This window comes from Brevundimonas sp. (assembly GCF_047617075.1).
Classification (GTDB): Bacteria; Pseudomonadota; Alphaproteobacteria; order Caulobacterales; family Caulobacteraceae; genus Brevundimonas.
On the sequence record NZ_JBLGCI010000006.1, the window covers coordinates 83,288 to 108,199 of the forward strand.

The 24,912-nt window shown below is 68.6% G+C and carries 21 protein-coding genes; 10 read left to right on the plus strand and 11 right to left on the minus strand.

Annotated features, from left to right (window positions below; translation table 11 throughout):
- The first annotated feature begins 174 nt into the window (after window positions 1-174).
- The 3 genes from ACI8U3_RS08240 to ACI8U3_RS08250 all read left to right on the plus strand — a co-directional run bounded on the left by ACI8U3_RS08240 (window position 175) and on the right by ACI8U3_RS08250 (window position 4,459).
- Window positions 175-2,241 (plus strand): S46 family peptidase, encoded by a 2,067-nt coding sequence (locus tag ACI8U3_RS08240; protein ID WP_415014385.1) that lies wholly within the window; start codon window positions 175-177, stop codon window positions 2,239-2,241.
- A 219-nt stretch (window positions 2,242-2,460) separates the two neighbouring features.
- Window positions 2,461-3,795, plus strand: a complete 1,335-nt coding sequence (locus tag ACI8U3_RS08245; RefSeq protein ID WP_415014386.1) for a TrkH family potassium uptake protein — start codon at window positions 2,461-2,463, stop codon at window positions 3,793-3,795.
- A complete protein-coding gene (locus tag ACI8U3_RS08250) occupies window positions 3,788-4,459 on the plus strand; it encodes a potassium channel family protein (RefSeq protein WP_415014387.1) in 672 nt (223 codons plus the stop codon). The genes ACI8U3_RS08245 and ACI8U3_RS08250 overlap by 8 nt, the downstream gene beginning before the upstream one ends.
- A gap of 65 nt (window positions 4,460-4,524) precedes the next feature.
- Here ACI8U3_RS08250 and ACI8U3_RS08255 read toward each other — a convergent pair whose 3' ends face one another.
- Window positions 4,525-7,077 carry a tipN gene (locus ACI8U3_RS08255; RefSeq protein WP_415014388.1) on the minus strand — a complete coding sequence of 851 codons (2,553 nt, stop codon included), beginning with the start codon at window positions 7,075-7,077 and terminating at the stop codon, window positions 4,525-4,527.
- Between the two features lie 139 nt (window positions 7,078-7,216).
- Window positions 7,217-7,396 (minus strand): hypothetical protein, encoded by a 180-nt coding sequence (locus ACI8U3_RS08260; protein ID WP_415014389.1) that lies wholly within the window; start codon window positions 7,394-7,396, stop codon window positions 7,217-7,219.
- Window positions 7,397-7,558: 162 nt separating this feature from the next.
- On the opposite strand from ACI8U3_RS08260, the gene ACI8U3_RS08265 reads away from it, so the two are divergent.
- Window positions 7,559-9,043, plus strand: coding sequence for a phospholipase D-like domain-containing protein (locus tag ACI8U3_RS08265; RefSeq protein ID WP_415014390.1), 1,485 nt, complete (start codon window positions 7,559-7,561; stop codon window positions 9,041-9,043).
- Here ACI8U3_RS08265 and ACI8U3_RS08270 read toward each other — a convergent pair.
- The 5 genes from ACI8U3_RS08270 to folD form a co-directional block, all read right to left on the minus strand.
- Window positions 8,983-9,738, minus strand: a complete 756-nt coding sequence (locus ACI8U3_RS08270; protein ID WP_415014391.1) for an endonuclease/exonuclease/phosphatase family protein — start codon at window positions 9,736-9,738, stop codon at window positions 8,983-8,985. The genes ACI8U3_RS08265 and ACI8U3_RS08270 overlap by 61 nt on opposite strands.
- 66 nt (window positions 9,739-9,804) lie before the next feature.
- Window positions 9,805-10,491: a TPM domain-containing protein gene (locus tag ACI8U3_RS08275; protein WP_415014392.1), complete on the minus strand. Its 687-nt coding sequence runs from the start codon at window positions 10,489-10,491 to the stop codon at window positions 9,805-9,807.
- A 1-nt stretch (window position 10,492) separates the two neighbouring features.
- Complete coding sequence (locus tag ACI8U3_RS08280) at window positions 10,493-11,278, minus strand: TPM domain-containing protein (protein WP_415014393.1); 786 nt, start codon at window positions 11,276-11,278, stop codon at window positions 10,493-10,495.
- The gene (locus ACI8U3_RS08285; RefSeq protein WP_415014394.1) at window positions 11,275-11,910 is read right to left on the minus strand and encodes a LemA family protein; all 636 of its coding nucleotides are present in this window, start codon (window positions 11,908-11,910) and stop codon (window positions 11,275-11,277) included. The genes ACI8U3_RS08280 and ACI8U3_RS08285 overlap by 4 nt, the downstream gene beginning before the upstream one ends.
- A gap of 52 nt (window positions 11,911-11,962) precedes the next feature.
- Window positions 11,963-12,874 (minus strand): bifunctional methylenetetrahydrofolate dehydrogenase/methenyltetrahydrofolate cyclohydrolase FolD, encoded by a 912-nt coding sequence (folD, locus tag ACI8U3_RS08290; RefSeq protein WP_415014395.1) that lies wholly within the window; start codon window positions 12,872-12,874, stop codon window positions 11,963-11,965.
- Between the two features lie 95 nt (window positions 12,875-12,969).
- On the opposite strand from folD, the gene ACI8U3_RS08295 reads away from it, so the two are divergent.
- Entirely contained in the window at window positions 12,970-14,832 is a 1,863-nt protein-coding gene (locus ACI8U3_RS08295; RefSeq protein ID WP_415014396.1) for a PPC domain-containing protein, read from the plus strand.
- 3 nt (window positions 14,833-14,835) lie between these two features.
- On the opposite strand, the gene hutH is transcribed toward ACI8U3_RS08295, so the two are convergent.
- Together hutH and hutU are read right to left on the minus strand one after the other, a co-directional pair.
- Entirely contained in the window at window positions 14,836-16,368 is a 1,533-nt protein-coding gene (hutH, locus tag ACI8U3_RS08300; protein ID WP_415014397.1) for a histidine ammonia-lyase, read from the minus strand.
- A complete protein-coding gene (hutU, locus tag ACI8U3_RS08305) occupies window positions 16,365-18,038 on the minus strand; it encodes a urocanate hydratase (protein WP_415014398.1) in 1,674 nt (557 codons plus the stop codon). Before hutU ends, hutH begins: the two co-directional genes overlap by 4 nt.
- Window positions 18,039-18,109: 71 nt before the next feature.
- On the opposite strand from hutU, the gene hutC reads away from it, so the two are divergent.
- Genes hutC through ACI8U3_RS08330 form a run of 5 tightly spaced genes read left to right on the plus strand, consistent with a single transcriptional unit; the run spans window position 18,110 to window position 23,049 of the window.
- On the plus strand, window positions 18,110-18,817 hold the full coding sequence (gene hutC, locus ACI8U3_RS08310; protein ID WP_415014399.1) for a histidine utilization repressor: 708 nt from the start codon (window positions 18,110-18,112) through the stop codon (window positions 18,815-18,817).
- Window positions 18,814-19,701, plus strand: a complete 888-nt coding sequence (locus tag ACI8U3_RS08315) for an agmatinase family protein (RefSeq protein ID WP_415014400.1) — start codon at window positions 18,814-18,816, stop codon at window positions 19,699-19,701. Before hutC ends, ACI8U3_RS08315 begins: the two co-directional genes overlap by 4 nt.
- Window positions 19,701-20,912, plus strand: a complete 1,212-nt coding sequence (gene hutI, locus ACI8U3_RS08320) for an imidazolonepropionase (RefSeq protein ID WP_415014536.1) — start codon at window positions 19,701-19,703, stop codon at window positions 20,910-20,912. Before ACI8U3_RS08315 ends, hutI begins: the two co-directional genes overlap by 1 nt.
- A gap of 45 nt (window positions 20,913-20,957) precedes the next feature.
- On the plus strand, window positions 20,958-21,425 hold the full coding sequence (locus tag ACI8U3_RS08325; RefSeq protein ID WP_415014401.1) for a DUF6265 family protein: 468 nt from the start codon (window positions 20,958-20,960) through the stop codon (window positions 21,423-21,425).
- A gap of 4 nt (window positions 21,426-21,429) precedes the next feature.
- Window positions 21,430-23,049 (plus strand): phytoene desaturase family protein, encoded by a 1,620-nt coding sequence (locus ACI8U3_RS08330; RefSeq protein ID WP_415014402.1) that lies wholly within the window; start codon window positions 21,430-21,432, stop codon window positions 23,047-23,049.
- Here the strand turns inward: ACI8U3_RS08330 and ACI8U3_RS08335 are convergent.
- Both ACI8U3_RS08335 and ACI8U3_RS08340 read right to left on the minus strand, forming a co-directional pair.
- Window positions 23,021-23,398, minus strand: coding sequence for a response regulator (locus ACI8U3_RS08335; protein WP_415014403.1), 378 nt, complete (start codon window positions 23,396-23,398; stop codon window positions 23,021-23,023). The genes ACI8U3_RS08330 and ACI8U3_RS08335 overlap by 29 nt on opposite strands.
- The gene (locus ACI8U3_RS08340) at window positions 23,391-24,905 is read right to left on the minus strand and encodes an HWE histidine kinase domain-containing protein (protein WP_415014404.1); all 1,515 of its coding nucleotides are present in this window, start codon (window positions 24,903-24,905) and stop codon (window positions 23,391-23,393) included. Before ACI8U3_RS08340 ends, ACI8U3_RS08335 begins: the two co-directional genes overlap by 8 nt.
- Window positions 24,906-24,912: the final 7 nt, after the last annotated feature.

Here is a 24,912-nt window from a genome sequence, read left to right on the forward strand (position 1 = left end):
TGGGGAGGGGGACCGCCCGGCGGAGCCGGGTGGTGGAGGGGGCGTCTCGGTTTCAAGTTCATGAGACGCCAATCACTGACGGCTCGCGCCGCCCCCTCCGTCACGGCGCGTATTCGCGCCGCGCCACCTCCCCATCGTGTCGATGGGGAGGAGAGTTATTCCGGGAGATCCCCCATGCGCCTGTTCCTCACCGCTTCCGCCGCCGTTCTGGCCCTGGCCGCCGCGTCTTCGGTCTCGGCCGAAGAGGGCATGTGGACCTATGACAACTTCCCCATCCAGCGGGCCAACACGGCGCTGGGGACGGATATCGATCAGGCGTGGCTGGACCATGCGCGCCTGTCGTCGGTGCGCCTGACCACGGGCTGTTCCGCCGGAATCGTGTCGGGGGAAGGGCTGGTGATGACCAACAATCACTGCGTCGCCTCCTGTGTGCAGAACATCTCGACGCCCGAGGTGCAGTATGCGGAGACCGGCTTCACCCCCGCCAGCCGTGAAGAGGAGCGCCGCTGCCCCGGCATGCAGGCGGAGGTGCTGATCGACATCTCCGACGTGACCGACCGCATGCAGGCGGCGGGCGAGGGGCTGGACGGTTCCGCCTTCACCCGCGCCCGCGACGCCGAATCCGCCGCCATCGAGAGCGAAGCCTGCGAGGGCCGGGATGACCTGCGGTGTCAGGTGGTCAGCCTGTACCGGGGCGGGCAGTTCAAGCTCTACACCTTCCGCAAATATCCGGACGTGCGCCTGGCCTTCGCGCCGGAAGAGCGGGCCTCGTCCTTCGGCGGCGATCTGGACAATTTCAGCTTTCCCCGCTTCGCCCTGGATGCGGCCTTCCTGCGCCTTTACGAAAACGACCAGCCGGTCGCGACCGAGACCCACTTCACCTGGAACGCCGATGCGCCGACGCCGGGCGAGGCGGTGTTCGTCTCGGGCACGCCGGGCTCGACCCAGCGCCTGCTGACCCAGGATCAGCTGGCCACGGTGCGCGATGTGATCCTGCCCATGGACCAGCTGATCGCGTCCGAGCTGCGCGGGCGCCTGATCCGCTTCTCGCAGGAAAGCGACGAGAACCGCTTCATCGCCTCGTCCGCCCTGTCGGGGGTGGAGAACACCTACAAGCGCGGCATGGGCCGCATGCGCGCCCTGATCGACGGCGAGTTCATGGGACGGCGTCAGGTGGCGGAAGAAGAGTTCCGCGCCCGCGTCGCAGCTGACCCGGCCCTGGCGGCCGAGGCGGGTGATCCGTGGTCGACGCTGGCGGAAATCCAGCCGGTGCAGGCGCGGCTCTATCCCGCCTACAGCCTGCTTGAGGGCCGCGCCGGCGGCGGGTCGCGCCTGTTCGCCTTCGCCCAGACCCTCGTCCGCGCCGCCCAGGAGCGCGGCAAGCCGTCGGGCGAGCGTCTGCCCGAATTCGCCGACAGCCGTCTGCCGCTGGTGCAGCAGCGCCTGTTCGCGGATCTGCCAACCTATCCGGCGCTGGACGAGCTTCAACTGAGCTGGTGGCTGTCCAAGACGCGCGAGATCCTGACCGTGGACGATCCGCGGGTCCGCGCCCTGCTGGGCGATGAATCCCCCGAGGGCATGGCCGAGCGGCTGGCGTCCGGCTCGACCCTGGGCGACCCCGCCGTGCGCCGCGCCCTGTGGGAGGGCGGGCTTGAGGCCATTGAGGCCAGCGACGACCCCATGATCCGCCTGGCCCTGGCCATGCAGCCCATCAACCGCCCCGTGCGCGAGCAGTGGGAGGCCGAGGTTGAGGCCCCGACCGCGCGGGCGTCTGAGGCGCTGGCCGCCGCCCGCTTCGCCGTCTACGGCGACGACGTCTATCCGGACGCCACCGGCACGCTTCGCCTCAGCTTCGGCAAGGTGGAGGGCTGGACCTACGAGGGCCGGACCGTGGAGCCGCTGACCACCTTCGCGGGCCTGTTCGACCGGGCCACCGGCGCCGATCCCTTCGTCATCACCCCGCGCATCGCCGCCGCCCGCGACCGCATCGACATGGACGCGGTGATGAACATGTCGGTGTCCACCGACACCATCGGCGGCTCGTCAGGCTCGCCCGCCATCAATGCCCGGGGCGAGATCATCGGGGCCAATTTCGACTCCACCGTCCTGACCCAGCGCAACGCCTACGGCTATGACATTAACGTCAACCGCAGCGTCATTGTCACGACCCAGGCCGTGACCGAGGCCCTGCGCAACATCTACGGCATGGATCACCTGCTGGCGGAGCTGGGCGCGGACTGATCATGTCCTCACGGGTGAGGCGGGCGAGGTGCTTATCGGCGACGTCCGGAAAGCCGCTGTGGGTGGAGAACGGGCCCTGCGTAATCCGGCAGGTCGCCTCGCGCACAGGGCTGATCGGTTGCGGTGATCCGCACGACGACAATTGCTGACGTGGACAGTCGGGCGCTTCCCTACGGCGCCGTTTGGGTATAACCCGCGCTCGATTGCCGGAGACGAGCCTTGCGACGACCCATTCTGGATCATCCCGCGCGGATCGTCCCCCTGGCGTTTCTGGCGACCATCGTCGTCGGAACGATCCTGCTCCTGCTGCCGTTGTCGAGCGCCGACGGGCAGGTCGCGCCGTTCCTGACAGCGTTGTTCACGGCCACATCGGCCGTTTGCGTCACAGGGCTGATCGTCGTCGACACCGCCACCTATTGGACGCCCTTCGGCCAGGGTGTGATCATGGCCCTGTTTCAGGTGGGAGGCTTCGGAATCATGGCCGGGGCTACGCTGCTCGGGCTGATGATCACCCGGCGCATGCGGCTGGGGCGGCGGCTGGTGGTTCAGGCGGAAACCAAGAGCCTGACCCTCGGCGACGTGAAGAGCGTGCTGGCCACGATCTTGGGCGTCACCGTCCTGTTCGAGGCCGTGGTCGCGGTGGTGATCATCCTGCGCCTCCACATGACCTACGGGGAGCCGTGGGGGGCGGCGATCTGGAACGGGCTTTTTCACGCCGTTTCCGCCTTCAACAACGCCGGCTTCTCCACCTATTCGGATAGCCTGGTGCAGTTTGCGCTCGACCCCGTGATCCTCCTGCCGTTGACCGTCGCCATCATCGTCAGCGGCCTGGGCTTTCCCGTGATCAATGAGCTCCGGGGGGATTGGCGAAAGCCGGACCAGTGGTCCATCCACGCTCGACTGACGATCTACGGCACCGTCTTCCTGCTGATTGCGGGATTTTTCGCGGTGCTGGTCGCGGAATGGAACAACGGCGCGACGATCGGCGACTTCACCACGGGCGGCAAGGTGCTGAACGCCTTCACCCATTCGGTGATGAGCCGGACGGCGGGATTCAACGCCGTGGATGTGGGCCAGATGCGGCCCGAGACCCTGCTTTTCACCGATGGGCTGATGCTGATCGGCGGGGGCAGCGCGGGCACCGCAGGCGGCATCAAGGTAACGACATTCCTGCTGCTCGGCGTCGTGGTCTGGGCGGAAATCCGCGGCCGGGCGGACGTCACCGTCTTCAAGCGTCGCATCTGCCCCGATGTGCAGCGTCAGGCGCTGGCGGTCGTGCTGATGGCCGTGGGTCTTGTGGGCCTCGCCACGCTTGCCATCCTTTCGATGACCACCTTTCCCCTGGACCGGGTGCTGTTCGAGGTGATCTCCGCCTTCGCGACCGTCGGACTGAGCACGGGCATCACCGCCGACCTGCCGCCGGCCGCCCAGTCGATCCTCATCGCCCTCATGTTCGTGGGCCGGGTCGGCACCATAACGGTGGCCGCGGCCCTGGCGCTGCGGACCCGCCACGTCCCCTATCGTTACCCTCAGGAGCGCCCAATCGTTGGCTAGATCAAAAAAGACCCGGGGCAACAGCGTCCTCGTCATCGGACTTGGCCGCTTCGGCGGCGCCGTGGCGCAGAGTCTGACCCACATGGGACACGATATCCTCGCCATCGACGAGGACCTGTCTCTCGTTCAGAGCTGGTCCGAGCAACTGACCCATGTGGTGCAGGCGGACAGCCGCAATATCGACGCCCTGCGCAAATTGGGCGCACAGGATTTTCTGCATGCGGTCGTCGCCATCGGCTCGGACATCGAGGCCAGCGTGCTGACGGTGCTGGCCCTGAGCGAGCTGGGCGTGCCCGACATCTGGGCCAAAGCGGTGAGCGCCAACCACGGTAAGATTCTGGAAAAGACCGGCGCTCATCATGTGGTCTTTCCCGAGGCCGCGATGGGCGAGCGGGTCGCGCATCTGGTCACCGGCAAGATGATCGACTTCATCGAGTTCGACGATGACTTCGCCATCGTGAAAACCCGTCCGCCGCGCGAGTCTATCGGCAAGACGCTGGAGCAATCGGCCCTGCGGACCCGTTACGGAATTACAGTGGTCGGCGTGAAGCGCCCGCGTCAGGATTTCACCTATGCGAAGCCGGACACCCTCGTGATCGAAGGCGATCTGCTGATCATTTCTGGTCCGACGAGCAAGGTCGAGCAGTTCGCGGCCCTGCCTTGAGCTGAACAGCGGCTTTCTACCCAGCTGATCGCTGAAGCCCCGGATATCTGCGAGGGGTCGTGGGATCAGGCCAGGTCGCCCACGGCGGCGTCCAGCAGCAGGAAGGCGCGGCCGGCGTCGGTGGCGAGGCGGGACAGCACCGCATAGCCCTCTGCGTCTTCGCGCGCCGCCTCGGCCAGCTGGCGCGACATCTGGCGGACATAGCGTTCGGCGTCGGCTTTCAATTCCGCATCGCTCAGCACGCGGCGCGAGACGCTGCGAACGGCGGCGGGGGCCACGCGGCGCACGATCTGGCGCGCGCGGTCCGGCTCGCGGTCCTGGAACGCGGCGGCGGCCTCCTCGACCCGTGAGCGGGGCAGCAGGGCGTTGGGGTCCACGCCCATGCGGCGGATGGCCAGGGTGATGCGCTCGCCCAGGGTCTCGTCGTCCGCCACGGGCTGATCCAGATCCAGTGGCGCCTCTGCGGGGGCGCCGTCGTCCACCAGATCCTTCCAGCCCAGGGTGCGGTCCTTGTCCGGCGCGGGCTTTTCCTCGGCGCGCTTCGAGGATGAAGCGGCGGGTTCGAGCTTGAGACGACCGCGCAGGCCGAAACCGCCGGAAGGCTCCTCGGCGGGCGGCTCGCCCTTGGTCGGCTTGTTGTCCTGAACAGGCGCCTTGTCCGCCAGGAGATCGCGGCGGCGCTGGGCGGCCACGGGCGAGTCGCCGGACACCACGCCCATCAGACGGACGGCCTCGGACAGCATGTCGTAGTTGCGCTTCACCCGGTCCTGGAAAGCGGCGTCCAGCGCCTCGGTGTCCTCGGCAGCCTTGCGCGAGGCGTCGGACAGGGCGCGCAGGCCTTCCTCCACCGTGGCGCGGACCTCGTCCATGCGGCTGCGGGCTTCCTCCGGCATGCGGGCGGCGCGGGCGTCCAGCTCGCCCATGGCCTCGTCCACCTGCTGCAGGGTGGCGTTCAGACGTTCGAGGGTCAGCTCCAGCTTCTCGGTCGCGCGCTGGCCGGCCTCGTCCACCAGGGATGCGGTCTCGTCCACGATGCGGCGGGCGCCCTCGATGCGGCTGTCGGCGGCGTGGTCGGCCTGTTCGGCGGCGGCGTGCAGCGCTTCGCCCAGCCGGTCGGCGCGGGCCTGGGCCATGTCGGCGGCCTCGGCGGCGGCGGCGCGGGATTCGGCGGCCACGGCGTTGAGCGTCTCCAGCGCGCGGCGGGCTTCCTCGGCCACGGTGTCTCGCGCATCGGAGGCGAGAGCCTCGAAGCGGTCCAGCGCCTTCCTGGTGGCGCCGTCGAAGGCGTCGGCCTCGCGGGCGGACAGTTCGCTGAGGGCCTTGAACTGGTCGGCGGCGGCCTCCACCAGGTCGCGCAGGACGTCGGCGCTGCGCGATGACGCCTCTGACAACTCGCCCCCGGCGGAGCGGGCGGCGGACAGGGTCTCGATCAACTGGGCGCGCTGGCTCTCCACCTGGGCGGAGAAGTCCTCCTGATCGGTGCGCAGGGCGTAGGCGGCGGTGACCAGGGCGGCGCGCTGCTGACCCAGGCCTTCCTCCACCGACTGGATCTGTTCGGCGACGCCGGACCCGGCGTTCTCCAGACGCAAGGTCTGGCGTGACAGATCGTCAGCGGCCAGGCGGGCGGCGTCCTGGGCCTCGCCGGCGGCGGCGGCCATGTCGGCGGCGCGGGCGGCCAGGGCGGCCTCGGCCTCGCGCAGCTGGGTCTGGGCCAGGTCAGAGGCGTCGGCCACCATGCGGGACTGGCGCTCCACGGCGTCCAGCACGCCGGCGGCCTGTTTCTCCAATTCGCCGGACAGGGCCTGAAGGCTGACCCGCTCGCCGCCCAGTTGTTCGGACAGGCGCCGCGCGGATCGCTGGGCCGTTTCGGCGGCTTCCGTCAGTCGTTCCGTTTCTTCGCCGAGAACCTGACGCAGGGCGGCCAGGTCGTTGCGGGCGCGCTCGACCGCCAGGGTGGCCTGATCGATGTCGCCGCGCAGGGCGGTGACCATGCCCCCGGCCTGTTCGGCTGCATGGGCGGTGGGGGCCACCATGGCGTCGGCCAGGGCCCGGGCCCGGCGGGTCTCGGCCGCCAGATAGGCGCCCTGACGCACCGCTTGCGCCAGCAGGATGGCCAGCCCGGCAGGCGCCAGGGCCAACAGGGCGTAGATGGCGATCTGCAGGGGGTCGAGTCCGCTGAGCCCGGCCCCGGTCTGGAACGCGGCCCAGGCGGCGACGCCGCCGATCCAGAGGACCACGGCCAGGGCGGCGATCAGATAGGCGTGGCGGCCGCCGTTCGGCGCGGCATGGGTGGCGGGAAGCGAAACGGGCGTGGTTGCGGGCAGGGGTTCGTCCAGGGTGGCGGGCGGTTGCGGCGCGTCGTCCGCCATCTGGGCGCGGATGTCGGCCATGGCGGCGGCGACGGCGGCTTCCTCAGCCTCGCGAGCGAGGCGCTGTTCCTCGTCCTCGGCTTCGCGGGCCTTGCGTTCCTGTTCGGCGAGCCTGCGCCGCTGGCGTTCGGACATCGGCCGCTCTGGTTGGGGCCGTTCAGGCGCAGCTTCAGGCGCGGTGTCCACGGCCGCGGCCGGCTCTTCGGCCGGAACTTCCGGTTTCGTCGACAGCCGGCTGCGTTTGGTCATGAACGGGCCTCGTGATCCGGCGGCGCGGTTCGCCGGACAGTCATGGGTTTCGCGCGAAGGGGGAACCTAGCGGCTTGAGGCTGTCAGGCAAAGACGCCGTGCGCGCAAGAGGCCGGATTCTCGAATCGATACCGGGGGTTCAGCAGTTCTTCGTTTGCGGCTTGACCGCAGCGGCGGCGGCCGGCTCGGGGCAGTCGACGATGCGGCGAACCTCGCGTTCCGTCTGCCGTGGCGCATTCACGTCCACGCCGAACTGGGCCAGCGCCGTGGCGGCGATGGCGGCGACCAGTCCGATAATGAACTCGATCAGCGTCTGCATCGCCGATCTCTCCCCTGTCTCATGGCCCCATTATGCGCTCATCCGATCATATGAACAACCGTGACCATATTCGGGCGATCGCGGAACTCTGGCGCCCCTGACGCGTCTAGTGATCGCGGTTCGCGCGAAAAAGCGTCACGACACCGCGTCAATAGGGCGGGCATGGATCAGAAGGACACATGGTTGAAGGCTGGCGAGACGTGCTGGCGCGTTGAACGCGCCAACCGGTTTTCCGTCCTGGTGGAGAACGCCGCATATTTCGACGCCCTGTCCTCGGCACTCAGCAAGGCCAAGCGTTCCATCGTGGTGCTGGGCTGGCAGTTTGATCCGCGCACCCGGCTGAACCCCGAGACCCGTCCCGGTGATCGCCAGGCCGAGATCGGCCATCAGATTCGCATGATGATCAAGCAGAACCCGGACCTGGACATCCGCCTGCTAATCTGGAAATCGCCGCTGCTGATCGCGGCGTCTCAGGGCTTTTTTCCGCAGCGGGCCCAACGCTGGTTCCGCCGCCGCACGGCGGACTTCCGGCTGGACAGCCCCGGCCCCCTCGGCGCGTGCCACCATCAGAAGGTGGTGGTGATCGATGACGCGGTGGCCTTCTGCGGCGGCGGCGACATCGCCACGGACCGCTGGGATTCCATGGAGCATCTGGACGGGGACCCCCGTCGTTGCCTGCCCTCGGGATGTATCTGTCCGCCCCGGCACGAGGTTATGTGCGTCATGGACGGGCCGGCCGCAAAGGCGCTGGGCGATCTGGCCCGGCGGCGCTGGTTCCGCGCCACACGCGAGGCGGTTCTGCCGATCCAGCAGGAGGGTCTGGATCCCTGGCCAGAGGGCGTGGAGCCGGACCTGACCGACGTGGAGGTCGGCGTGGCCCGCACCGAGCCCGCCTGGGGCCGCCGACCGGCGGTGAAGGAGAATCTGGCCCTGCATCTGGACGCCATACGCAGCGCCAAAAAACTGATTTATCTTGAGAACCAGTATTTCACCTCGCCGGTGATCGCCCAGGCGCTGATCGAGCGGCTGGCCGAGCCGGGCGGGCCGGAGATCGTGCTGGTCTCCACGACCGAAAGCCCCAGCTGGTTTGATCGCCTGACCATGGACACCGCGCGGGCCGAGGTTCTGATGCGGCTGGAGGCGGCGGATAAAGAGAACCGCTTCACCGCCTTCTGTCCTCGCACGGAGGAGGGGCAGCGGATCATCGTCCATTCCAAGGTGACGATCATCGACGATGAGTTTCTGCGCATCGGCTCGACCAATCTGAACAACAGATCGCAGGGCCTCGACACCGAGTGCGATGTGGCGACGGTGGCGGACACAGATGAGGGCCGCGCCTTCGTGCGGCGGCTGAGACACCGTCTGATCGCCCATTTCATGGCCGTCGACGGCGAGGCCTATGGGGCGGCTGAGGCCCTGTCGCCGTCCGTCGGCCATGCGATCCTGTCTTTCGGAGGAGATCGTCTGGTTCAGCTGGGCGTGGAGCCGCCGACCCGCTTCGACCGCTTCGTGGCCGAATGGCAGTTCGGCGACCCGCACGGCTCCGACGACGCGTGGTGGCCGTGGCTGAGGCGGCGGCGCAGCCGTCAGGCCAGGCTGGAGTCCCCGACCGCCGAAACCTCGAAATCGATCACCAGCGGCAGGTGATCCGAGGCCATCCGCGCCAGGGGCGATGTCCCGGTCCGCGCGCCGGTGACGCGAACATCCTCGCTGACGAAGCAGTGGTCGATGCGGATGGCCGGGAAGCCTGACGGGAAGGTCTTCAGACTGGGTTTCAGGTTCAGACGCCGCTGGGCGTCATCTAGCTTGCGGGTCAGGATCTGATAGGGGCGGGTGATCGAGGTGGCGTTGAAATCCCCGGTCACGATCACCGGACCCTTCAACTGGGGCGACCCGGCCCAGGCCTTGCCCATGAGCGCCGAGGCCTGAAGGCGCTGCTCACGAGGGATCAATCCCAGATGGGTGTTGATGACGTTGATCTCCACGCCATCCACCTGGATCAGACTCCACAGGGCGCCGCGCGGCTCCAGCCCCTTCAGGCCGGACAGGGTCGGCAGGGCGTCGGCCCGCACCAGGGTTTCGGGCAGGCGGGTCAGGATGGCGTCGCCGTACAGTTCCTTCTCCACCCGCATAGCGGGGTGAAACTGGAAGCTCATGTCCAGTCGCTCGGCGATGACATGGGCCTGATCGACGCCCCCGGTGCGGGCGCGGCCCACGTCCAGCTCCTGAAGACAGACGATGTCCGGCTCCAGATCAGCGATGACGGCGGCGATGCGGCCGGGGTCCAGCTGGCGGTCCACGCCGACGCAGCGGTGCACGTTGTAGGTGAGAAGTCGGGCCATGAAGCTGGAACCCTTAGCCCTTTCAGATGAACCTTTTGAGCCGAAAAGGCGGCGGGTTCGCGTCGATCAGATTTCAACGAGCCGATCAGCCAATTCGTTGCGGTCGCGCGGGTCCGGCGGGAAGTTTTCGGCCAGCACCGCGCCGCACAGGGCCACGGCGCGTTCATAGCCCTCGGCCGCCTGATCCGCCTTCAGCCCGCGCGCCAGCGCCTCGGCGGCGTCCATCCACACGTCGGCGTCCACCTTGCGATGGATGTTCTGGTCAGCGATGACTTCCACCTGATGGTCGGCCTCGCATGCGAAGATCAGCACGCCCGTGCGGTTCTCGGTCACGTGCAGCCCGTGAGCCAGGAACTGCGCCATGGCCGCGCGGCGAGAGCGTGACGCGCGCACGGTGCGCGGGGTCATCCAGCGCCGCACTGTAGGGATCATGCCCAGCAGACAGACCACGGCGAACACCAGCACCTGCACAGCCGCATAGGCCGACAGGCTGAGGCCGATGGCCAGGTCCGACGCGGCCATGTGTCCCGCAGTCCATCCATCCACAAAGCCCGGCAGGGACGCCGCGGTGAATCCCAGCGGGATCAGCAGCAGGGGCGCGATCAGGGCCAGGGCGCCGGCCCAGGCCAGCACCACGTCCACATGACTGGAGACCCGCCGGGCGAAGACGCAGAAGATTTCGCCCGAAGTCGCGGTTTCAGCCTGGGCGATGGCGGCGCTGATGCGGGCGTGTTCATCGAGACCGAATTTCATCTCACCACCCCCCCGAGGCGCCGCCGCCGCCGAAGCTTCCACCCCCGCCGCTGAAACCGCCGCCCCCGCCGAATCCGCCCCCGCCGCTGGAGCGGCTGCGCGCCGCCTCGCTGGCGGCCCAGATCAGGATGGGGGTCAAGCCGTCGCGGCGCCCCCGCCCGCGCCGTCCAGGCGCCCGCGCCGCCTGCACGATGCCCAGTAAGCCCAGCCCGATGACCACCGCCACCACCACCAGAATGCCCCAGGCCATGCGGCGCTCGGGGCCTTCCGCCTCCGCGGCGCGCGCCAGCGCCTCGGCCTCGTCAAGAGTCAGCTGAGCGGCGATGGCTTCAACGCCCTGTTCGATGCCGCGCTCGAATCCGCCCGTTCGAAAGTCCGGCAGAATGTCATCATGAATGATGCGCGCGGACAGGGCGTCGGTCAGGATCGGCTCCAGCCCGTACCCGACCTCAATGCGCACCTTGCGTTCGTTGGGGGCCACGATCAGCAGCACGCCGTTGTCGTCTTCCTCCTGGCCGATCCCCCAGGCGCGGCCCAGACGATAGCCGTAGTCCTCGATGGGATAGCCCTGCAGATCGTTCACGGTGACCACGACCAGCTGATCGCTGGTCTCTGCCTCGAGCGCCGCCAGACGCTCGGTCAGGACCGCTTCCCGCTCGGCGGACAGCAGGCGCGCCTCATCCACGATCCGGCCGGTCAGTTCGGGGAAGGATTGCGAAACGGCGGGCAGGGCCGTCAGCCAGACGGCCGCCAGGGCGATGATCCAGAGAAGCGGACGGATTCTCACTGGCCGGGCGTGGTCTGTCCGGCCGACGCGGGCGGGGCGTCGAGATTGAAGTTCACCTCCGGCGCGGTCTGCGCCGCCTCGGTGGCCTGGAACGGCTGCATGGGCTCGGAGGCGCCATGGATCGTGTTGGCCCAGACCACCCCGGGGAAGGTGCGGAGCTCGGTGTTGTAGTCGGCGACCGCCTCATTGTAGTCGCGGCGGGCGATGGCGATGCGGTTCTCGGCGCCTTCAAGCTGGGACTGCAGTTCGAGGAAATTGCGGTTGGACTGAAGCTCCGGATAGGCCTCGACCACCAGCAGCAGGCGCGAAAGGGCGCCGGCCAGTTCGGACTGGGACGCCTGGAATTCCTGCATGGCCGCGGCGTTCTCGGGGGTCACATTGACCGCAGTCGCGCGGGCGCGGGCCTCGATCACCTCGTTCAGCACGGTGCGCTCCTGCACCGCCGAGGCCTGCACCGTGGCCACCAGATTGGGCACCAGATCGGCGCGGCGCTGATACTGGCTCTGCACGTCGCCCCAAGCGGCGCGGGCGCGCTCTTCCTTTGTGGGAATGGCGTTGACGCCGCATCCGGCCAGCGCCGGCGCCATAGCCAGGGCGATGATCGGACCCGCCCAGGAACGCTTTGCCGTCATGATGGAATCTCCCGCCTGCCTGACAGGACTATTCCCCTTCAATGACAGGAGTTCAAGCGTCCGGCAGAGCGGGCTCCAGCCCCGCAGACCGGCACGCGGCCGTGTAGGTGTTCAGCAACAGACAGGCGATGGTCATGGGTCCGACGCCGCCGGGCACAGGCGTGATCGCACCGGCGACCTCGACCGCCTCGGCATAGGCCACATCGCCCACCACGCGGGTCTTGCCCTGGGCCGCCTTTTCGGGATCGGCGGAAGGCACGCGGTTGATGCCCACGTCGATGACCGTGACGCCGGGCTTGATCCAGTCGCCCTTGATCATCTCGGGCCGGCCCACGGCGGCCACCAGAATATCGGCGGTGCGGCACAGGGCGGGCAGATCGCGGGTGCGGGAATGAGCGACGGTGACGGTGCAGCTTTCGGCCAGCAGCAGCTGGGCCATGGGCTTGCCAACGATGTTCGAGCGCCCGACGATCACCGCGTTCAGACCGGTCAGGTCGCCCAGCTGATCCTTCAGCAGCATGACGCTGCCCAGCGGGGTGCAGGGAACCAGCCCCGGCAGGCCCACGGCCAGCCGCCCCGCGTTAACCACGTGGAAGCCGTCCACGTCCTTGTCCGGATCGATGGCCCCCAGCACGGCGGCGGAATCGATGTGATCGGGCAAGGGCAGCTGCACCAGAACGCCATGAATGCCGGGGTCCGCGTTCAGGTCCGCGATCACGTCCAGCAGTTGATCCTGGGTCGTTTCGGCGGCCAGGCGGTGGGTGTCCGAGCGCATGCCGGCGGCCTGGGTCTTCTCGCCCTTGTTGCGCACATAGATTTGACTGGCGGGGTCCTCGCCGACGATCACCACCGCCAGACCGGGCTTGAGGCCGTGACGGGCCTGAAGATCGGCTGAGGCGTGGGTGATGCGGTCCACCAGCTTTTCGGCGAAAGCCTTGCCATCGATGCGTTTCGCTTCGGCCATGGGGATCCTCGTCAGAAATCGTGTGCGCGGGGCGATTTACAGGCGCGCCGGTTCGGCGTCTATGATCAGCCCCGAACTCAAGGGGGAATCCGCTCATGTCGTCCATCCGCACCCGCCTCGCCTGCGCCAGCGCCCTGGCCCTGGTCATGGCCGCCCCGTCCATGGCCCAGGACGCGCCCATGCTGACCCCGGGCCAGACCGTCGACGGCACGCTGGAGCAGGGCGACGCCAGCGGCCGGGTCAGCGAATGGGCGGGCGAGGCGCAGCTTTACGACGACTATCTGCTCCGGGCTGAGGCGGGACGGCGGTTCGAGATCGGCGTGACGTCCGACGCGTTCGATTCCTATGTCTCGGTCTATCGCGACGGCGGTGAAGCCGATCCGGAGCTCCTCGCCAGCGACGACGACGGTGGCGGCTATCCCCATGCCCTGCTGCGTTTCGCGCCTGACGCCGACGGAACCTACCGGGTCCGGGTGCGCGGGTTCTCCGCCGAGGCCGAGGGCGCCTATCAGCTCAGCGTGACCGAACGGGCGCCCGCGCCGGTTGAACCGGCGCCCGCCCGCATCGATCCGCGCGGCGAGGTCGAGGGAGAACTGACCCGGGGCGGCGATCCCGAAATGGCCTATGACGAACTGTACGACGTCTATGTGTTCAGGGCTGAAGCGGCCGAGCGCGTTCAGATTCGTCTGGTCGCGGAAGCCTTCGATCCCATGCTCTATGTGGGGCGCGGGTCTGGCGCGGCCTTCGAGGAACTGGCGTCCAACGACGACGGCGACGACGGATTGAACTCTCGCATCCTGTTCACGGCGCCCGAGACGGGCGACTACGTCATCCGGGCCGCCGCCCTGTCGTCCGGCGGCGAGGGGCCCTACATTCTGGCGCTCAGCGACGCCCCCGAGCCCGTGCCCCTGACGCCGCTGGCGGTGGGCGACGAGATCGAGGGCGTTCTGGACGAAACGGCGACCATGGACGACTACGGCTCGGGCTATGTTGGCTACGCCTTCACGGCCCAGGCGGGCCAGCGGGTGGCCTTCGCCATGTCGGCGGACGATTTCGACACCTATGTGGAGCTGGGCCGTCAGGGCGCCAGCGGTTTCGAGGTCATCGCCTCGGACGATGACGGCGCGGGCGAGGGGCTTAATTCGCGGCTGGTGCACACCTTCGAGGAGGGCGGCGTCTATGAATTCCGCGCCCGGTCGCTCGGCGGCTCGGGTGTCGGGCCCTATACGCTCGAAGTCAGCGAGGTGGCGCCCGACCCCGAACCCGCGCCTTTGGCCTTCGGGCAGAGCGTCGAGGGCGAGATTTCCGACGACAGCGCCCAGGGTGCGTCCGGCGGCCGCTTCGACGCTTTCCGGTTCCGCGGCGAGGAGGGGCAGCGGATCCAGATCGTCATGCGCTCCGGCGACTTCGACACCTATGTGGAGATCGGCTCGGCGGAAGGGGATTTCGCCCCGCTGGCCTATGACGACGATGGGCTGGGCGAGGGGCTGAACTCGCGCCTGAACTTCACTGTCCCCGAAACCGGCGACTATATCGTGCGGGCCCAGCCGCTGGGCGGCTCGGCGCGCGGCCTCTACGCCCTGGAGCTAACCGATCGCGGCCCGGCGCCGGTGGCCGGCAGCATCATGATCGGCGCGACCGTGCGCGGGAACCTGACCGAGGCCGACAGCATGGCGGCGGGGGACACCAGCTACTACGACGACTACCGATTCCAGGTGGCGGAAGGCGACCGCCTTCGCCTGACCATGGTGTCCAACGAATTCGACGCCTTCCTGGCCCTGGGCGAGGGATTGGCCGAGGATTTCGTGCTCATCGCCTCGGACGACGACAGCCTGTCGGACACCAACTCGCTGATCGAGCACGAGTTCGACGAGGCGGGCTGGTACACACTGCGGGCCAACAGCTATGCGCCCAACGCCACCGGCGCCTACGTCATCACCATCGAGCGGCAGGAGTAGGCGTCAGCCCAGCGCCACGTCGTCGGGGCAGATCGGCGCCAGCCAGCCGCGCTCGATGACCTCGGCGGCCGACTGGATGTGGTCGGCGAAATAGCGGTCCGTGGGGATTGCCGCAGCCACCGTGCGCAACTGGTCCAGCGCCTGCTCCAGCGGCGGCGAGGATTTCAGCGGGCGGTGGTGCTCGATCCCCTCGGCGGCGGCCAGAAGCTCCACCGCGAGAATATTGGCCACGTTGTCCGACATGTCCCCCAGACGCCGCGCGCCGTGGGTGGCCATGGAGACATGGTCTTCCTGACCGGCCGAGGTGGGGATGGTGTCCACCACCGCCGGATGGGCCAGCATCTTGTTTTCGGACGCCAGCGCCGCGGCCGTCACCTGGGCGATCATGAAACCGGAGTTCAGGCCCGGATCGCGGGTCAGGAAGGCGGGCAGGCCGCTCATCTTTGGATCGATCAGGATGGCGACCCGACGTTCGGACAAGCTGCCGATCTCGGCGATGCACAGGGCCAGCTGATCGGCGGCGAAGGCTACCGGCTCGGCGTGGAAATTGCCGCCCGACAGCACTTCGCCGCTGTCAGGGAAGACCAGCGGATTGTCGGTGGCGGCGTTGGCCTCGATCACCAGCGTCCGCGCCACGGCGCGCATGACGTCGAGGATGGCGCCCATGACCTGGGGCTGGCAGCGGAAGGAGTAGGGATCCTGAACCTTCAGGCATTCGTCGCGGTGGCTGTTGCGGATGGGGCTGTCGGCCATCAGGGCGCGCAGTGCCGTGGCCGCATCGATCTGGCCCGGCTGACCGCGCAGTTCGTGGATGCGGGGGTCGAACGGGGCGTCGGAGCCTTTCAGGGCGTCGGTGGACATGGCCCCGGTGACCAGCGCCGAGCGGAACAGGTTCTCGGCCCGGAACAGGCCGACCAGCGCCAGCGCCGTGGAGCACTGGGTGCCGTTCAGCAGGGCGAGACCTTCCTTGGCGGCGAGGACGACGGGCTTGAGGCCCGCCTTATCCAGCGCGATGTTCGCCGGCTCCCACGCGTCCTCGAACCAGACCCTCTGGCGCGGTTCGCCGATCATGGCGGCGGCCAGGTGGGCGAGGGGGGCCAGATCGCCTGAGGCGCCCACCGAGCCCTTGGCCGGGATCAGGGGGACCAGCCCACGGTTCAGCATCTCGGCCAGCAACTGCACCGTTTCGCGCCGCACGCCCGAGACGCCGCGCGTCAGGGACGCGATCTTCAGCGCCATGATCAGGCGCACGGTCTGGTCCGCCAGCGCCGCGCCGACGCCGCAGGCGTGGGACAGGACCAGGTTCTTCTGCAGGGTCTCCAGATCCGCGTCGTCGATGCGGGTGTTGGCCAACAGGCCGAAACCGGTGTTGACGCCGTAGACGGTGCGGCCGCTCTGCACGATGTCCGCCACGGTGGCCGCGCCATTATCCAGCAGGTCGAGGGCGGCGGGGGCGATGGCTACGGGCTTGTGTTCGGTGGCCAGGGTGCGCAGTTGATCCAGCGTCAGGCGCTCGGCGCCGATGATGATGCTCATCGGGCGGTCTCCATCGAGGGCAGGTTCAGGCCATGCTCGCGCGCCGCGTCCCGGGCGATGTCATACCCCGCGTCGGCGTGGCGCATGACGCCGGTGGCCGGGTCGTTCCACAGGACCCGCTCCAGCCGCTTCGCCGCCTCGGGCGTGCCGTCCGCCACGATGACCACGCCCGAGTGCTGGGAGTATCCCATGCCCACGCCGCCGCCGTGGTGCAGCGACACCCAGCTGGCGCCCGAGGCCGTGTTCAGCAGGGCGTTCAGCAGGGGCCAGTCCGACACGGCGTCGGAACCGTCAATCATTGACTCGGTTTCGCGGTTGGGGCTGGCCACCGAGCCGGAGTCCAGATGGTCCCGCCCGATGACCACGGGCGCGGACAGCTCGCCCGACGCTACCATCTCGTTGAACATCAGCCCCGCCCGGTGCCGGTCGCCCAGCCCGATCCAGCAGATGCGTGCAGGCAGGCCTTGGAAGGCGATGCGCTCGCCGGCCATGTCCAGCCAGCGGTGCAGCCCGGCGTTGTCGGGGAACAGGCGCTTCATGGCGGCGTCGGTCTTGTGGATGTCCTCGGGATCGCCCGACAGCGCGGCCCAGCGGAATGGTCCGATCCCCCGGCAGAACAGGGGGCGGATGTACGCGGGCACGAAGCCGGGGAAGGCGAAGGCGTCCGTCACGCCCTCGTCAAAGGCCACCTGACGGATGTTGTTGCCGTAGTCCGTGGTGGGCACGCCCTGATCATGGAAATCCAGCATGGCCTTAACGTGCACGGCCATGGATTTGCGGGCGGCGGACTCCACGGCGGCCGGGTCGGTCTGGCGTTTCGCCTCCCACTCCGCGACGGTCCAGCCGGAGGGCAGATAGCCGTTTACGGGGTCGTGGGCGCTGGTCTGGTCGGTGACAAGATCGGGCCGCACGCCGCGTTTGATCAGTTCGGGCAGAACATCCGCTGCATTGCCCAACAGCCCGATTGATTGAGGGTTTTTGTCCCGGATGGACTGGTTGAGAAGCGCGAGCGCCTCGTCAAGGGTGTCCGCCGCCACATCCAGATAGCGGGTGCGCAGACGCATCTCGATGCGGCTGGGCTGGCATTCGATGGCGAGGCAGGACGCGCCCGCCATGGTGGCCGCCAGCGGTTGGGCCCCGCCCATGCCGCCGAGGCCAGCGGTCAGGATCCACTTGCCCGACCAGTCGCCGCCGTAATGCTGGCGGCCCGCCTCCATGAAGGTCTCGTAGGTGCCCTGAACGATGCCCTGGGTGCCGATGTAGATCCAGGACCCGGCGGTCATCTGACCGTACATCATCAGGCCCTTGCGATCGAGTTCGTTGAAGTGCTCCCACGTGGCCCATTTTGGCACCAGATTGGAGTTGGCGATCAGCACGCGCGGCGCATCCGCATGGGTGCGGAACACCCCGACCGGCTTGCCGGACTGGACCAGCAGGGTCTCGTCCGGCTCCAGCCGAGTCAGCTCTTCGGTGATGCGGTCGAAGGACGGCCAGTCGCGCGCCGCCTTGCCGATGCCGCCGTAGACAACGAGATCCTCGGGCCGCTCGGCCACCTCGGGATCCAGATTGTTCATCAGCATGCGCAGGGCGGCCTCGGCGGCCCAGGTCTTCGCGGTCTTCTGCGGCCCGCGCGGGCTGCTGATGACGCGGCTGTTGGAGGCGGCGGTCATGGAAATCTCCCTGTCGACGTGGGCATTGTTATGTCTAGACATAATGGGGCGCAAGGGGCAGTCTGACCGGCATGGACGCTGAGCCCCTGCACCGACGGATCGAGCGCGACATCGAGCGCCGCATCGCGTCCGGCGAATGGACCCCGGGCCACCGCATCCCCACCGAGGCTGAACTGACGATCGAATACGGCTGCGCCCGCATGACCGTTTCGCGGGCCATGTCCGAGCTGGCGGCGCGCGGCCTGGTGGTGCGGCGACGCAAGGTCGGCACGGTGGTCGCGCACCCGCCGGTCCACTCCTCGGCGCTGGTGGCCATTCCCGACATACAGGCGGAGGTGCAGGCGCGCGGGTTGACCTATTCGCACAGGCTGATGGGCCGGATCGTGCGCCCGGCGTCGACGGACGAAGCCGAGCTGGGTGCCCGGGTGATCGAACTGGAGACCCTGCATCTGGCGGACGGTCTTCCGTTCGCGGTGGAGCATCGGCTGATCTCCCTGATCGCCACGCCGGAGGCCGAGGCCGCAGACTTCGCGGCCGAACCGCCGGGCGGATGGCTTTTGGCGCGCGCGCCGTGGACCGAGGCGGAGCACCGCATTTCCGCCGTCGGCGCAGACCGCCAGACCGCCGCAGCGCTGGGGCTGGAAGCCGGGGCGCCGTGCCTGCGGCTGGAACGGCGCACATGGCGCGACGGTCAGGGCGTGACCCGGGTCTGGCAGATGTTTCCCGGCGCGGCCTATGATCTGGTGGCGCGCTTTTCTCCGAGGAAGGATCAGGGATGACGGGCTCAGAGGCTCTTGGCTGGCGTTCCGTCGCCGATCTGGTGGGCGACCATCCGGACGCGCCGGTGGCCCTGATCGGGGCGCCGCTGAACGAGCGGTCCCTGACGCCGGGGCGGTGTGATCTGGGGCCGAAGGCTCTGCGCGCTGTGCTGCCGCGCCTCTCCACCTACGATCTGGAGACCGGCGCGGAGCTGGACGTCCGGGTCCATGACGCAGGCGACGTGCCGCTGAAGGCGGTGTCTCCCGCCGACGCTTTCGAGCCGGTGCGGGATGCGGTGGCTGCGCAGGCGCACCGGGCGCTGACCATCCTGATCGGCGGCAACAACGCCATCACCCGGCCTGCGGCCCACGCCCTGGGGCTGGAGCGGGTGGGGGTGCTGACCCTCGACGCCCACTTCGACCTGCGCGACACCGATCAGGGCCTGACCAACGGCAACCCCATTCAGGCGCTGCTGGACGACGGTCTGGACGGGCGCCGGATCAGCCAGTTGGGTCTGGCGCCCTTCGCCAACACGCGCCGCGCTCACGAGAAAGCCTTGGCGGCGGGCATCTCGGTTCGCACGGCGCGCCAGTGCCGCGAGCTGGGACTGGCCGCCGTCGTGGCCGAGGAACTGGAGCGGCTGTCGGGCCTTTGCGAGGTCATCCATGTGGACTTCGACATCGATGTAATTGACCGCAGCCAGTGGCCCGCCAGCCCCGGCGCCCGGCCCGGCGGCGTTTCGGCGCAGGCCTTCTTCGACGCGGCACGGGTCATCGGCGCCCATCCGAAGGTGCGGGCCGTGGACCTGACCGAGTACGACCCCTCGCTGGAGGTGGGCGATCTGGGCGGGCTAACGGCGGGGCGCTGGTTCTGTGAACTCCTCGCAGGGGTTCAGGCCCGATGATCCGCGCAGACCGCCTCATCACCGACTGCCGCCTCGCCACCATGGCGGACGGCGGCGAGCCGTATGGCGCCATTGAGGACGGGGCGATCCTGATCCGGGGCGGCGACATCCTCTGGGTCGGGGCGCGGGTGGACCTGCCGCCTCATGAAGCCGCCGAGACGGACCGGCTGGACGGGCGCTGGGTCACGCCGGGGCTGATCGACTGCCACACCCATCTGGTGTTCGGCGGCGACCGGTCGGGCGAGTTCGAGCAGCGGCTGGGCGGCGCCACCTATGAGGACATCGCGCGGGCGGGCGGGGGCATCGTCTCCAGCGTGCGCATGACGCGCGAGGCGTCGGAGCACGAACTGGTCGCCTCGGCCTTGAAGCGGCTGGCGGGGCTGAAGGCCTCGGGCGTCACCACGGTGGAGATCAAGTCCGGCTATGGCCTGGACCGGGACAGCGAACTGAAGATGCTGCGCGCCGCCCGACGGGTGGGCGCCGAGGGCGGAGTGCGGGTGGCGACCAGCTATCTTGGGCTGCACGCCGTGCCGCCGGAGTTCCGCGAGAACCGGGCCGCCTATGTGAAGCTGGCGGTGGACGAGATCCTGCCCGCCGCCCACGCCGAGGGGCTGGTGGACGCGGTGGACGCCTATTGCGAACCCATCGCCTTCTCCACCGACGAGGTGGGGCGGCTGTTCGACAAGGCCAGGGCGCTGGGCCTGCCGGTCAAGCTGCATGCGGACCAGCTGTCGAACGGGGGCGGGGCCGCGCTGGCGGCGCGGTACGGGGCGCTGTCGGCGGACCACATCGAATATGCCGACGAGGCCGGGGTTGCGGCCATGGCCAGGGCGGGGGTCGTGGCGGTGCTGCTGCCCGGCGCCTTCCTGATGCTGAGGGAAGAGACGCCGCCGCCCATCGAGGCGCTGCGTGGGCACGGTGTGGCGATGGCCGTGGCCACAGACTGCAACCCTGGCACCTCGCCGGTGGCCTCCATGCTGGCGGCCATGACCCTGGCCTGCGTCCAGTTCCGCCTGACGCCTGAAGAGGCGCTTACGGGGGCCACGCGTCATGCGGCCAGGGCGCTGGGCATGGCGGACCGTATCGGCACGCTGGAGGCCGGCAAGGCGGCGGATCTGGCCGTCTGGGACATCATCCGCCCGGCCGAGCTCTGCTACTGGCTGGGCGCGCCGCTGCTGAATCGCCGTTATGTGGGCGGCCAGCCGGATTGACACAGTGACCGAAAGGGCGCGCCTTGAGGACGGGAGGAGTTCGCCATGCTGATTGCTGCTCTGGGCGCACTGGCACTGACGATCAGCCCCGATACCGGACCGCAGGCGGCGGTGGACCTGTCGTGGCTGGAGGGGCGGTGGCGGGCTTGCGCAGACGGGCGCGAAACGGTCGAGGTCTGGTCGCGGGCGGATGACGGCCTGCTGTTCGGGCATTCGGTGACGCGGCGGGGCGGACGCATTGCGCAGTGGGAGCAACTGCGGATCGTCACGCGGGACGGCGTAACGCTGTATCAGGCCATGCCGGGCGGCAGAACGGCGGCGGACTTCGTGTTGGTGGATCAGGGTCCTGAAGGCGCGGTGTTCGAGAACCGCGAGAACGACTGGCCCAACATCATGGTCTATGAGCGGCACGAGGCTGGGCTGACGGCGACTGTGCGCGGGCTGGACGGCGAGGACGAGCCGGAAATGCGCTGGGACTATTCGGCGGCGGATGGCTCGACGGGATGCGGCTGACCCTGTGAGCACGCGGACGGACACCGACGTCGTCATTCTGGGCGGCGGGCATAACGGGCTGGTGTGCGCCTTTTACCTGGCGCGGGCCGGGCTGAAGGTGACGGTGCTGGAGCGGCGCGGGGTGGTCGGCGGCGCGGCGGTGACGGAGGAATTCCACCCGGGGTTCCGCAACTCCACGGCCAGCTACACCGTCAGCCTGCTCAACCCCAGGATCATCGCCGACATGGAGCTGCCCCGGCACGGGCTGCGGGTGGTCGAGCGCAAGGTGGGCAATTTCCTGCCGCTGGACGACCGTCAGTACATGCTGGCGGGCGAGGGGCGAACCCAGGCCGAGGTGGCGAAATTCTCGGCGCGCGACGCGGAGCGGCTGCCCGAGTATGAGCGGCGGCTGGAGGCGGTGGCGGATGTGCTGCGCGACCTGATCCTGACCACCCCGCCCAATGTGGTGGAGGGCGGCTGGGCCGCGGCGATCCCCGAGATGCTGAAGGCCGCGTCGGTGGGGCGGCGCATGGCGGGGCTGGACACCACGGCGCGGCGCGATCTGCTGGACCTGTTCACCAAGTCGGCGGGAGACTGGCTGGACGGCTGGTTCGAGAGCGATCCGGTCAAGGCGCTGTTCGGCTTCGACAGCGTGGTGGGCAACTACGCCAGTCCCTACACGCCCGGCTCGGCCTATGTGCTGCTGCACCATGTCTTCGGCGAGGTGAACGGAAAGCGCGGCGTCTGGGGCCACGCCATCGGCGGCATGGGGGCGATCACCCAGGCCATGGCGGCGGCGTGCGCCGAACAGGGCGTGGACATTCGCCTGGACAGCCCGGTGGCCGAGGTTCTGACCGAGAAGGGCCGGGCCGTGGGGGCGGTGACGGAAGCCGGCGAGACGGTCTGGGGGCGGGCCGTGGTCTCGAACCTGCACCCGCGCCTGCTGTTCGAACGGCTGGTGGACCCGGCCGCAGTCCCGGCGGATTTTCGCGAGCGGATCGGCGCCTATGCGTCGGGGTCAGGAACCTTCCGCATGAACGTGGCCCTGTCGGACCTGCCGCGCTTCACCTGCCTGCCGCAGACGGGCGACCACCTGACGGCGGGGATCATCATCGCGCCGAGCCTGAACTACATGGACCGGGCCTTCATGGACGCGCGCCGGGACGGCTGGTCGAAGGCGCCCATCGTGGAGATGCTGATCCCCTCGACGCTGGACGACAGTCTGGCCCCGCAGGGCGCCCATGTGGCCAGCCTGTTCTGCCAGCATGTGGCGCCGGTGCTGCCCGACGGCCGGTCATGGGACGACTGCCGCGACGAGGTGGCGGACCTGATGATCGAGACGGTGGATCGTCTGGCGCCGGGGTTCAAGGCGTCGGTGGTAGGACGGCTGGCGCTGACGCCGCTGGACCTGGAGCGCCGCTTCGGCCTGATCGGAGGCGACATCTTCCACGGACGCCTGAGCCTGGATCAGCTGTTCAGCGCGCGTCCGGTGCTGGGCCACGGCGATCACCGCATGCCGGTACCGGGACTGTATCTGTGCGGATCAGGGGCGCATCCGGGCGGCGGCGTGACCGGCGCGCCGGGGCATAATGCGGCGCGGGAAATCCTGAAGGACTTCAGGCGCGGGCGACGTTCAGCGCGCTGAGCAGCGCATCACGCACGGCGTTCTCGTTGAACGGTTTCTGGATGGCGGGCGCGCCGCGCCATTCCGGCGGCAGTCCGGCCTCGCCGTAGCCGGTGGAGAACACCATCGGGATGTTGCGTTTGGCCAGGGCTTCGGCCACCGGGAAGACCTGACGCCCGGCCACGTTCACGTCCAGCAGCGCCATGTCCAGGTCGGGTTCGTTCTCGGCCTTGTCGACGCCTTCATCGACGGTGGAGACGGGGCCGACGGGGATGCAGCCCATGTCCTCGAGAATGGTTTCCAGCAGCATAGCGACCAGGGATTCATCCTCGACCACCAGGACCTTGCGGCCCTCCAACGCGTTACTCATGCCCGTCGCCCCGATCCAGCGGAATGGAGATTTCCGCATTAAAGCCGTCACTTGCGTAAACGAGTTTGGCCTCGCCCGCCAGATCGTGACGGACATTCCTTTCGATCAGACGACTGCCGAAGCCCCGACGAGTGGGCTCGGTCACGGACGGACCGCCCTGTTCGCGCCACAGGACCACAAGCTTGCGATCTGTGAGGTCCTGCACGCTCCAGTCCACGAACACGCGCCCGTCGCCCGCGCTGAGGGCGCCGTATTTGGCCGCGTTGGTGGCCAGCTCGTGGAAGATCATGCCCATGGACACCGCCATGGACGGTGACAGCGCCACAGCCGGTCCGTTGAGAACCACCCGGTGCGTTCCGTGGGCCAGGGTTTCGTGCTGGAGCACGTCGCGCAGGTCGGCGCCTTCCCAGTGGCTGCGGGTCAGCAGGTTGTGAGTATGGGACAGAGCCATCAGGCGTGACTGGAAGGTTTCGGCGAAGCTGGCGGGATCCTCGTGGGTCCGCGCAGTTTGCATGGCGATGGACTGGACCGTGGCCAGGGTGTTCTTCACCCGGTGGTTCAGTTCGTCGATCATGAGGCGCTGACGCTGGTCGGCCTTGACCGTCTCGGTCACCTCGTGGCCCTGGACGAAGACGCCGACGATGCGGCCTTCCTCGCCGCGGATCGGCTGAAAGATGAAGTTCAGATAGACGTCTTCCAGGTCGCCGCCCTTGCGGCGCTGAAGCTGGACCAGGCTTTCGTGGCCTTCATAGGTTTCGCCAGTGGCGTACACGTGATCCAGCAGATCGACGAAGCCCTGCGCCACGACCTCGGGCAGGGCGTCGCGAACCGGTTTGCCCAGGATGTCTCGGTATCCGATCAGCTGGCTGTAGGCGGCATTGGCCAGTTCGAACACGTGCTTCGGCCCGCCGAGAACGGCGATGAAACCGGGCGCCTGCATGAAGAGGTCGTTCAGCTTGCGGCGCTCAGACTCCAGTCTGCGATTGCTTTGCTGGACCTGTTCCGCGCGGGCGAGGACGCCGCCGCCGAGGGCCGCATCCAGGGCGCTGGAGGGCTCGCCGGTGGCGGCGCTGACCTGCTGGCGCAGGCTCTCGATCTCGGTAATGTCCGTGGTGTGCTGCAGGACGTAGAGCACCTTGCCCGACTCGTCCTGGATGGGCGTGTGGGTCGCGCTCCAGTAACGATCTTCATAGATCATCACCCCGGCTTCATCCACGTACGGAATGGAAAAGCGAACGACGGCGAGGTGGTCGCGCTGGCCTGTCCGGACGGCGTTGATGAGAGAATCCCGAACCTGCCTGACGTTTTCCGGGGCCTCTTCGCCGGGGCCTGAATCAAAGGCTTCGAAAAGAGGACGGCCCACGATTTGCTCTCGTCTGGCGTGGACGAGATCCGTGTAGGCCTTATTGACGCCGGCGATCACCAGATCGGGCGTGACCAGCACATAGGCGTTCGGAGAGGCGTCGAAGGCCGCGCCCAGATCCATCTTGTCGGCCAGTTGGCGCAAATCATAC

Coding starts and splice junctions, on each gene's coding strand:
- ACI8U3_RS08240 (WP_415014385.1), top strand. CDS start 175: ATGCGCCTGTTCCTCACCGCTTCCGCCGCCGTTCTGGCCCTGGCCGCC.
- ACI8U3_RS08255 (WP_415014388.1), bottom strand. CDS start 7,077: ATGACCAAACGCAGCCGGCTGTCGACGAAACCGGAAGTTCCGGCCGAA.
- ACI8U3_RS08260 (WP_415014389.1), bottom strand. CDS start 7,396: ATGCAGACGCTGATCGAGTTCATTATCGGACTGGTCGCCGCCATCGCC.
- ACI8U3_RS08265 (WP_415014390.1), top strand. CDS start 7,559: ATGGATCAGAAGGACACATGGTTGAAGGCTGGCGAGACGTGCTGGCGC.
- ACI8U3_RS08270 (WP_415014391.1), bottom strand. CDS start 9,738: ATGGCCCGACTTCTCACCTACAACGTGCACCGCTGCGTCGGCGTGGAC.
- ACI8U3_RS08275 (WP_415014392.1), bottom strand. CDS start 10,491: ATGAAATTCGGTCTCGATGAACACGCCCGCATCAGCGCCGCCATCGCC.
- ACI8U3_RS08285 (WP_415014394.1), bottom strand. CDS start 11,910: ATGACGGCAAAGCGTTCCTGGGCGGGTCCGATCATCGCCCTGGCTATG.
- folD (WP_415014395.1), bottom strand. CDS start 12,874: ATGGCCGAAGCGAAACGCATCGATGGCAAGGCTTTCGCCGAAAAGCTG.
- ACI8U3_RS08295 (WP_415014396.1), top strand. CDS start 12,970: ATGTCGTCCATCCGCACCCGCCTCGCCTGCGCCAGCGCCCTGGCCCTG.
- hutH (WP_415014397.1), bottom strand. CDS start 16,368: ATGAGCATCATCATCGGCGCCGAGCGCCTGACGCTGGATCAACTGCGC.
- hutU (WP_415014398.1), bottom strand. CDS start 18,038: ATGACCGCCGCCTCCAACAGCCGCGTCATCAGCAGCCCGCGCGGGCCG.
- hutC (WP_415014399.1), top strand. CDS start 18,110: ATGGACGCTGAGCCCCTGCACCGACGGATCGAGCGCGACATCGAGCGC.
- ACI8U3_RS08315 (WP_415014400.1), top strand. CDS start 18,814: ATGACGGGCTCAGAGGCTCTTGGCTGGCGTTCCGTCGCCGATCTGGTG.
- ACI8U3_RS08325 (WP_415014401.1), top strand. CDS start 20,958: ATGCTGATTGCTGCTCTGGGCGCACTGGCACTGACGATCAGCCCCGAT.
- ACI8U3_RS08335 (WP_415014403.1), bottom strand. CDS start 23,398: ATGAGTAACGCGTTGGAGGGCCGCAAGGTCCTGGTGGTCGAGGATGAA.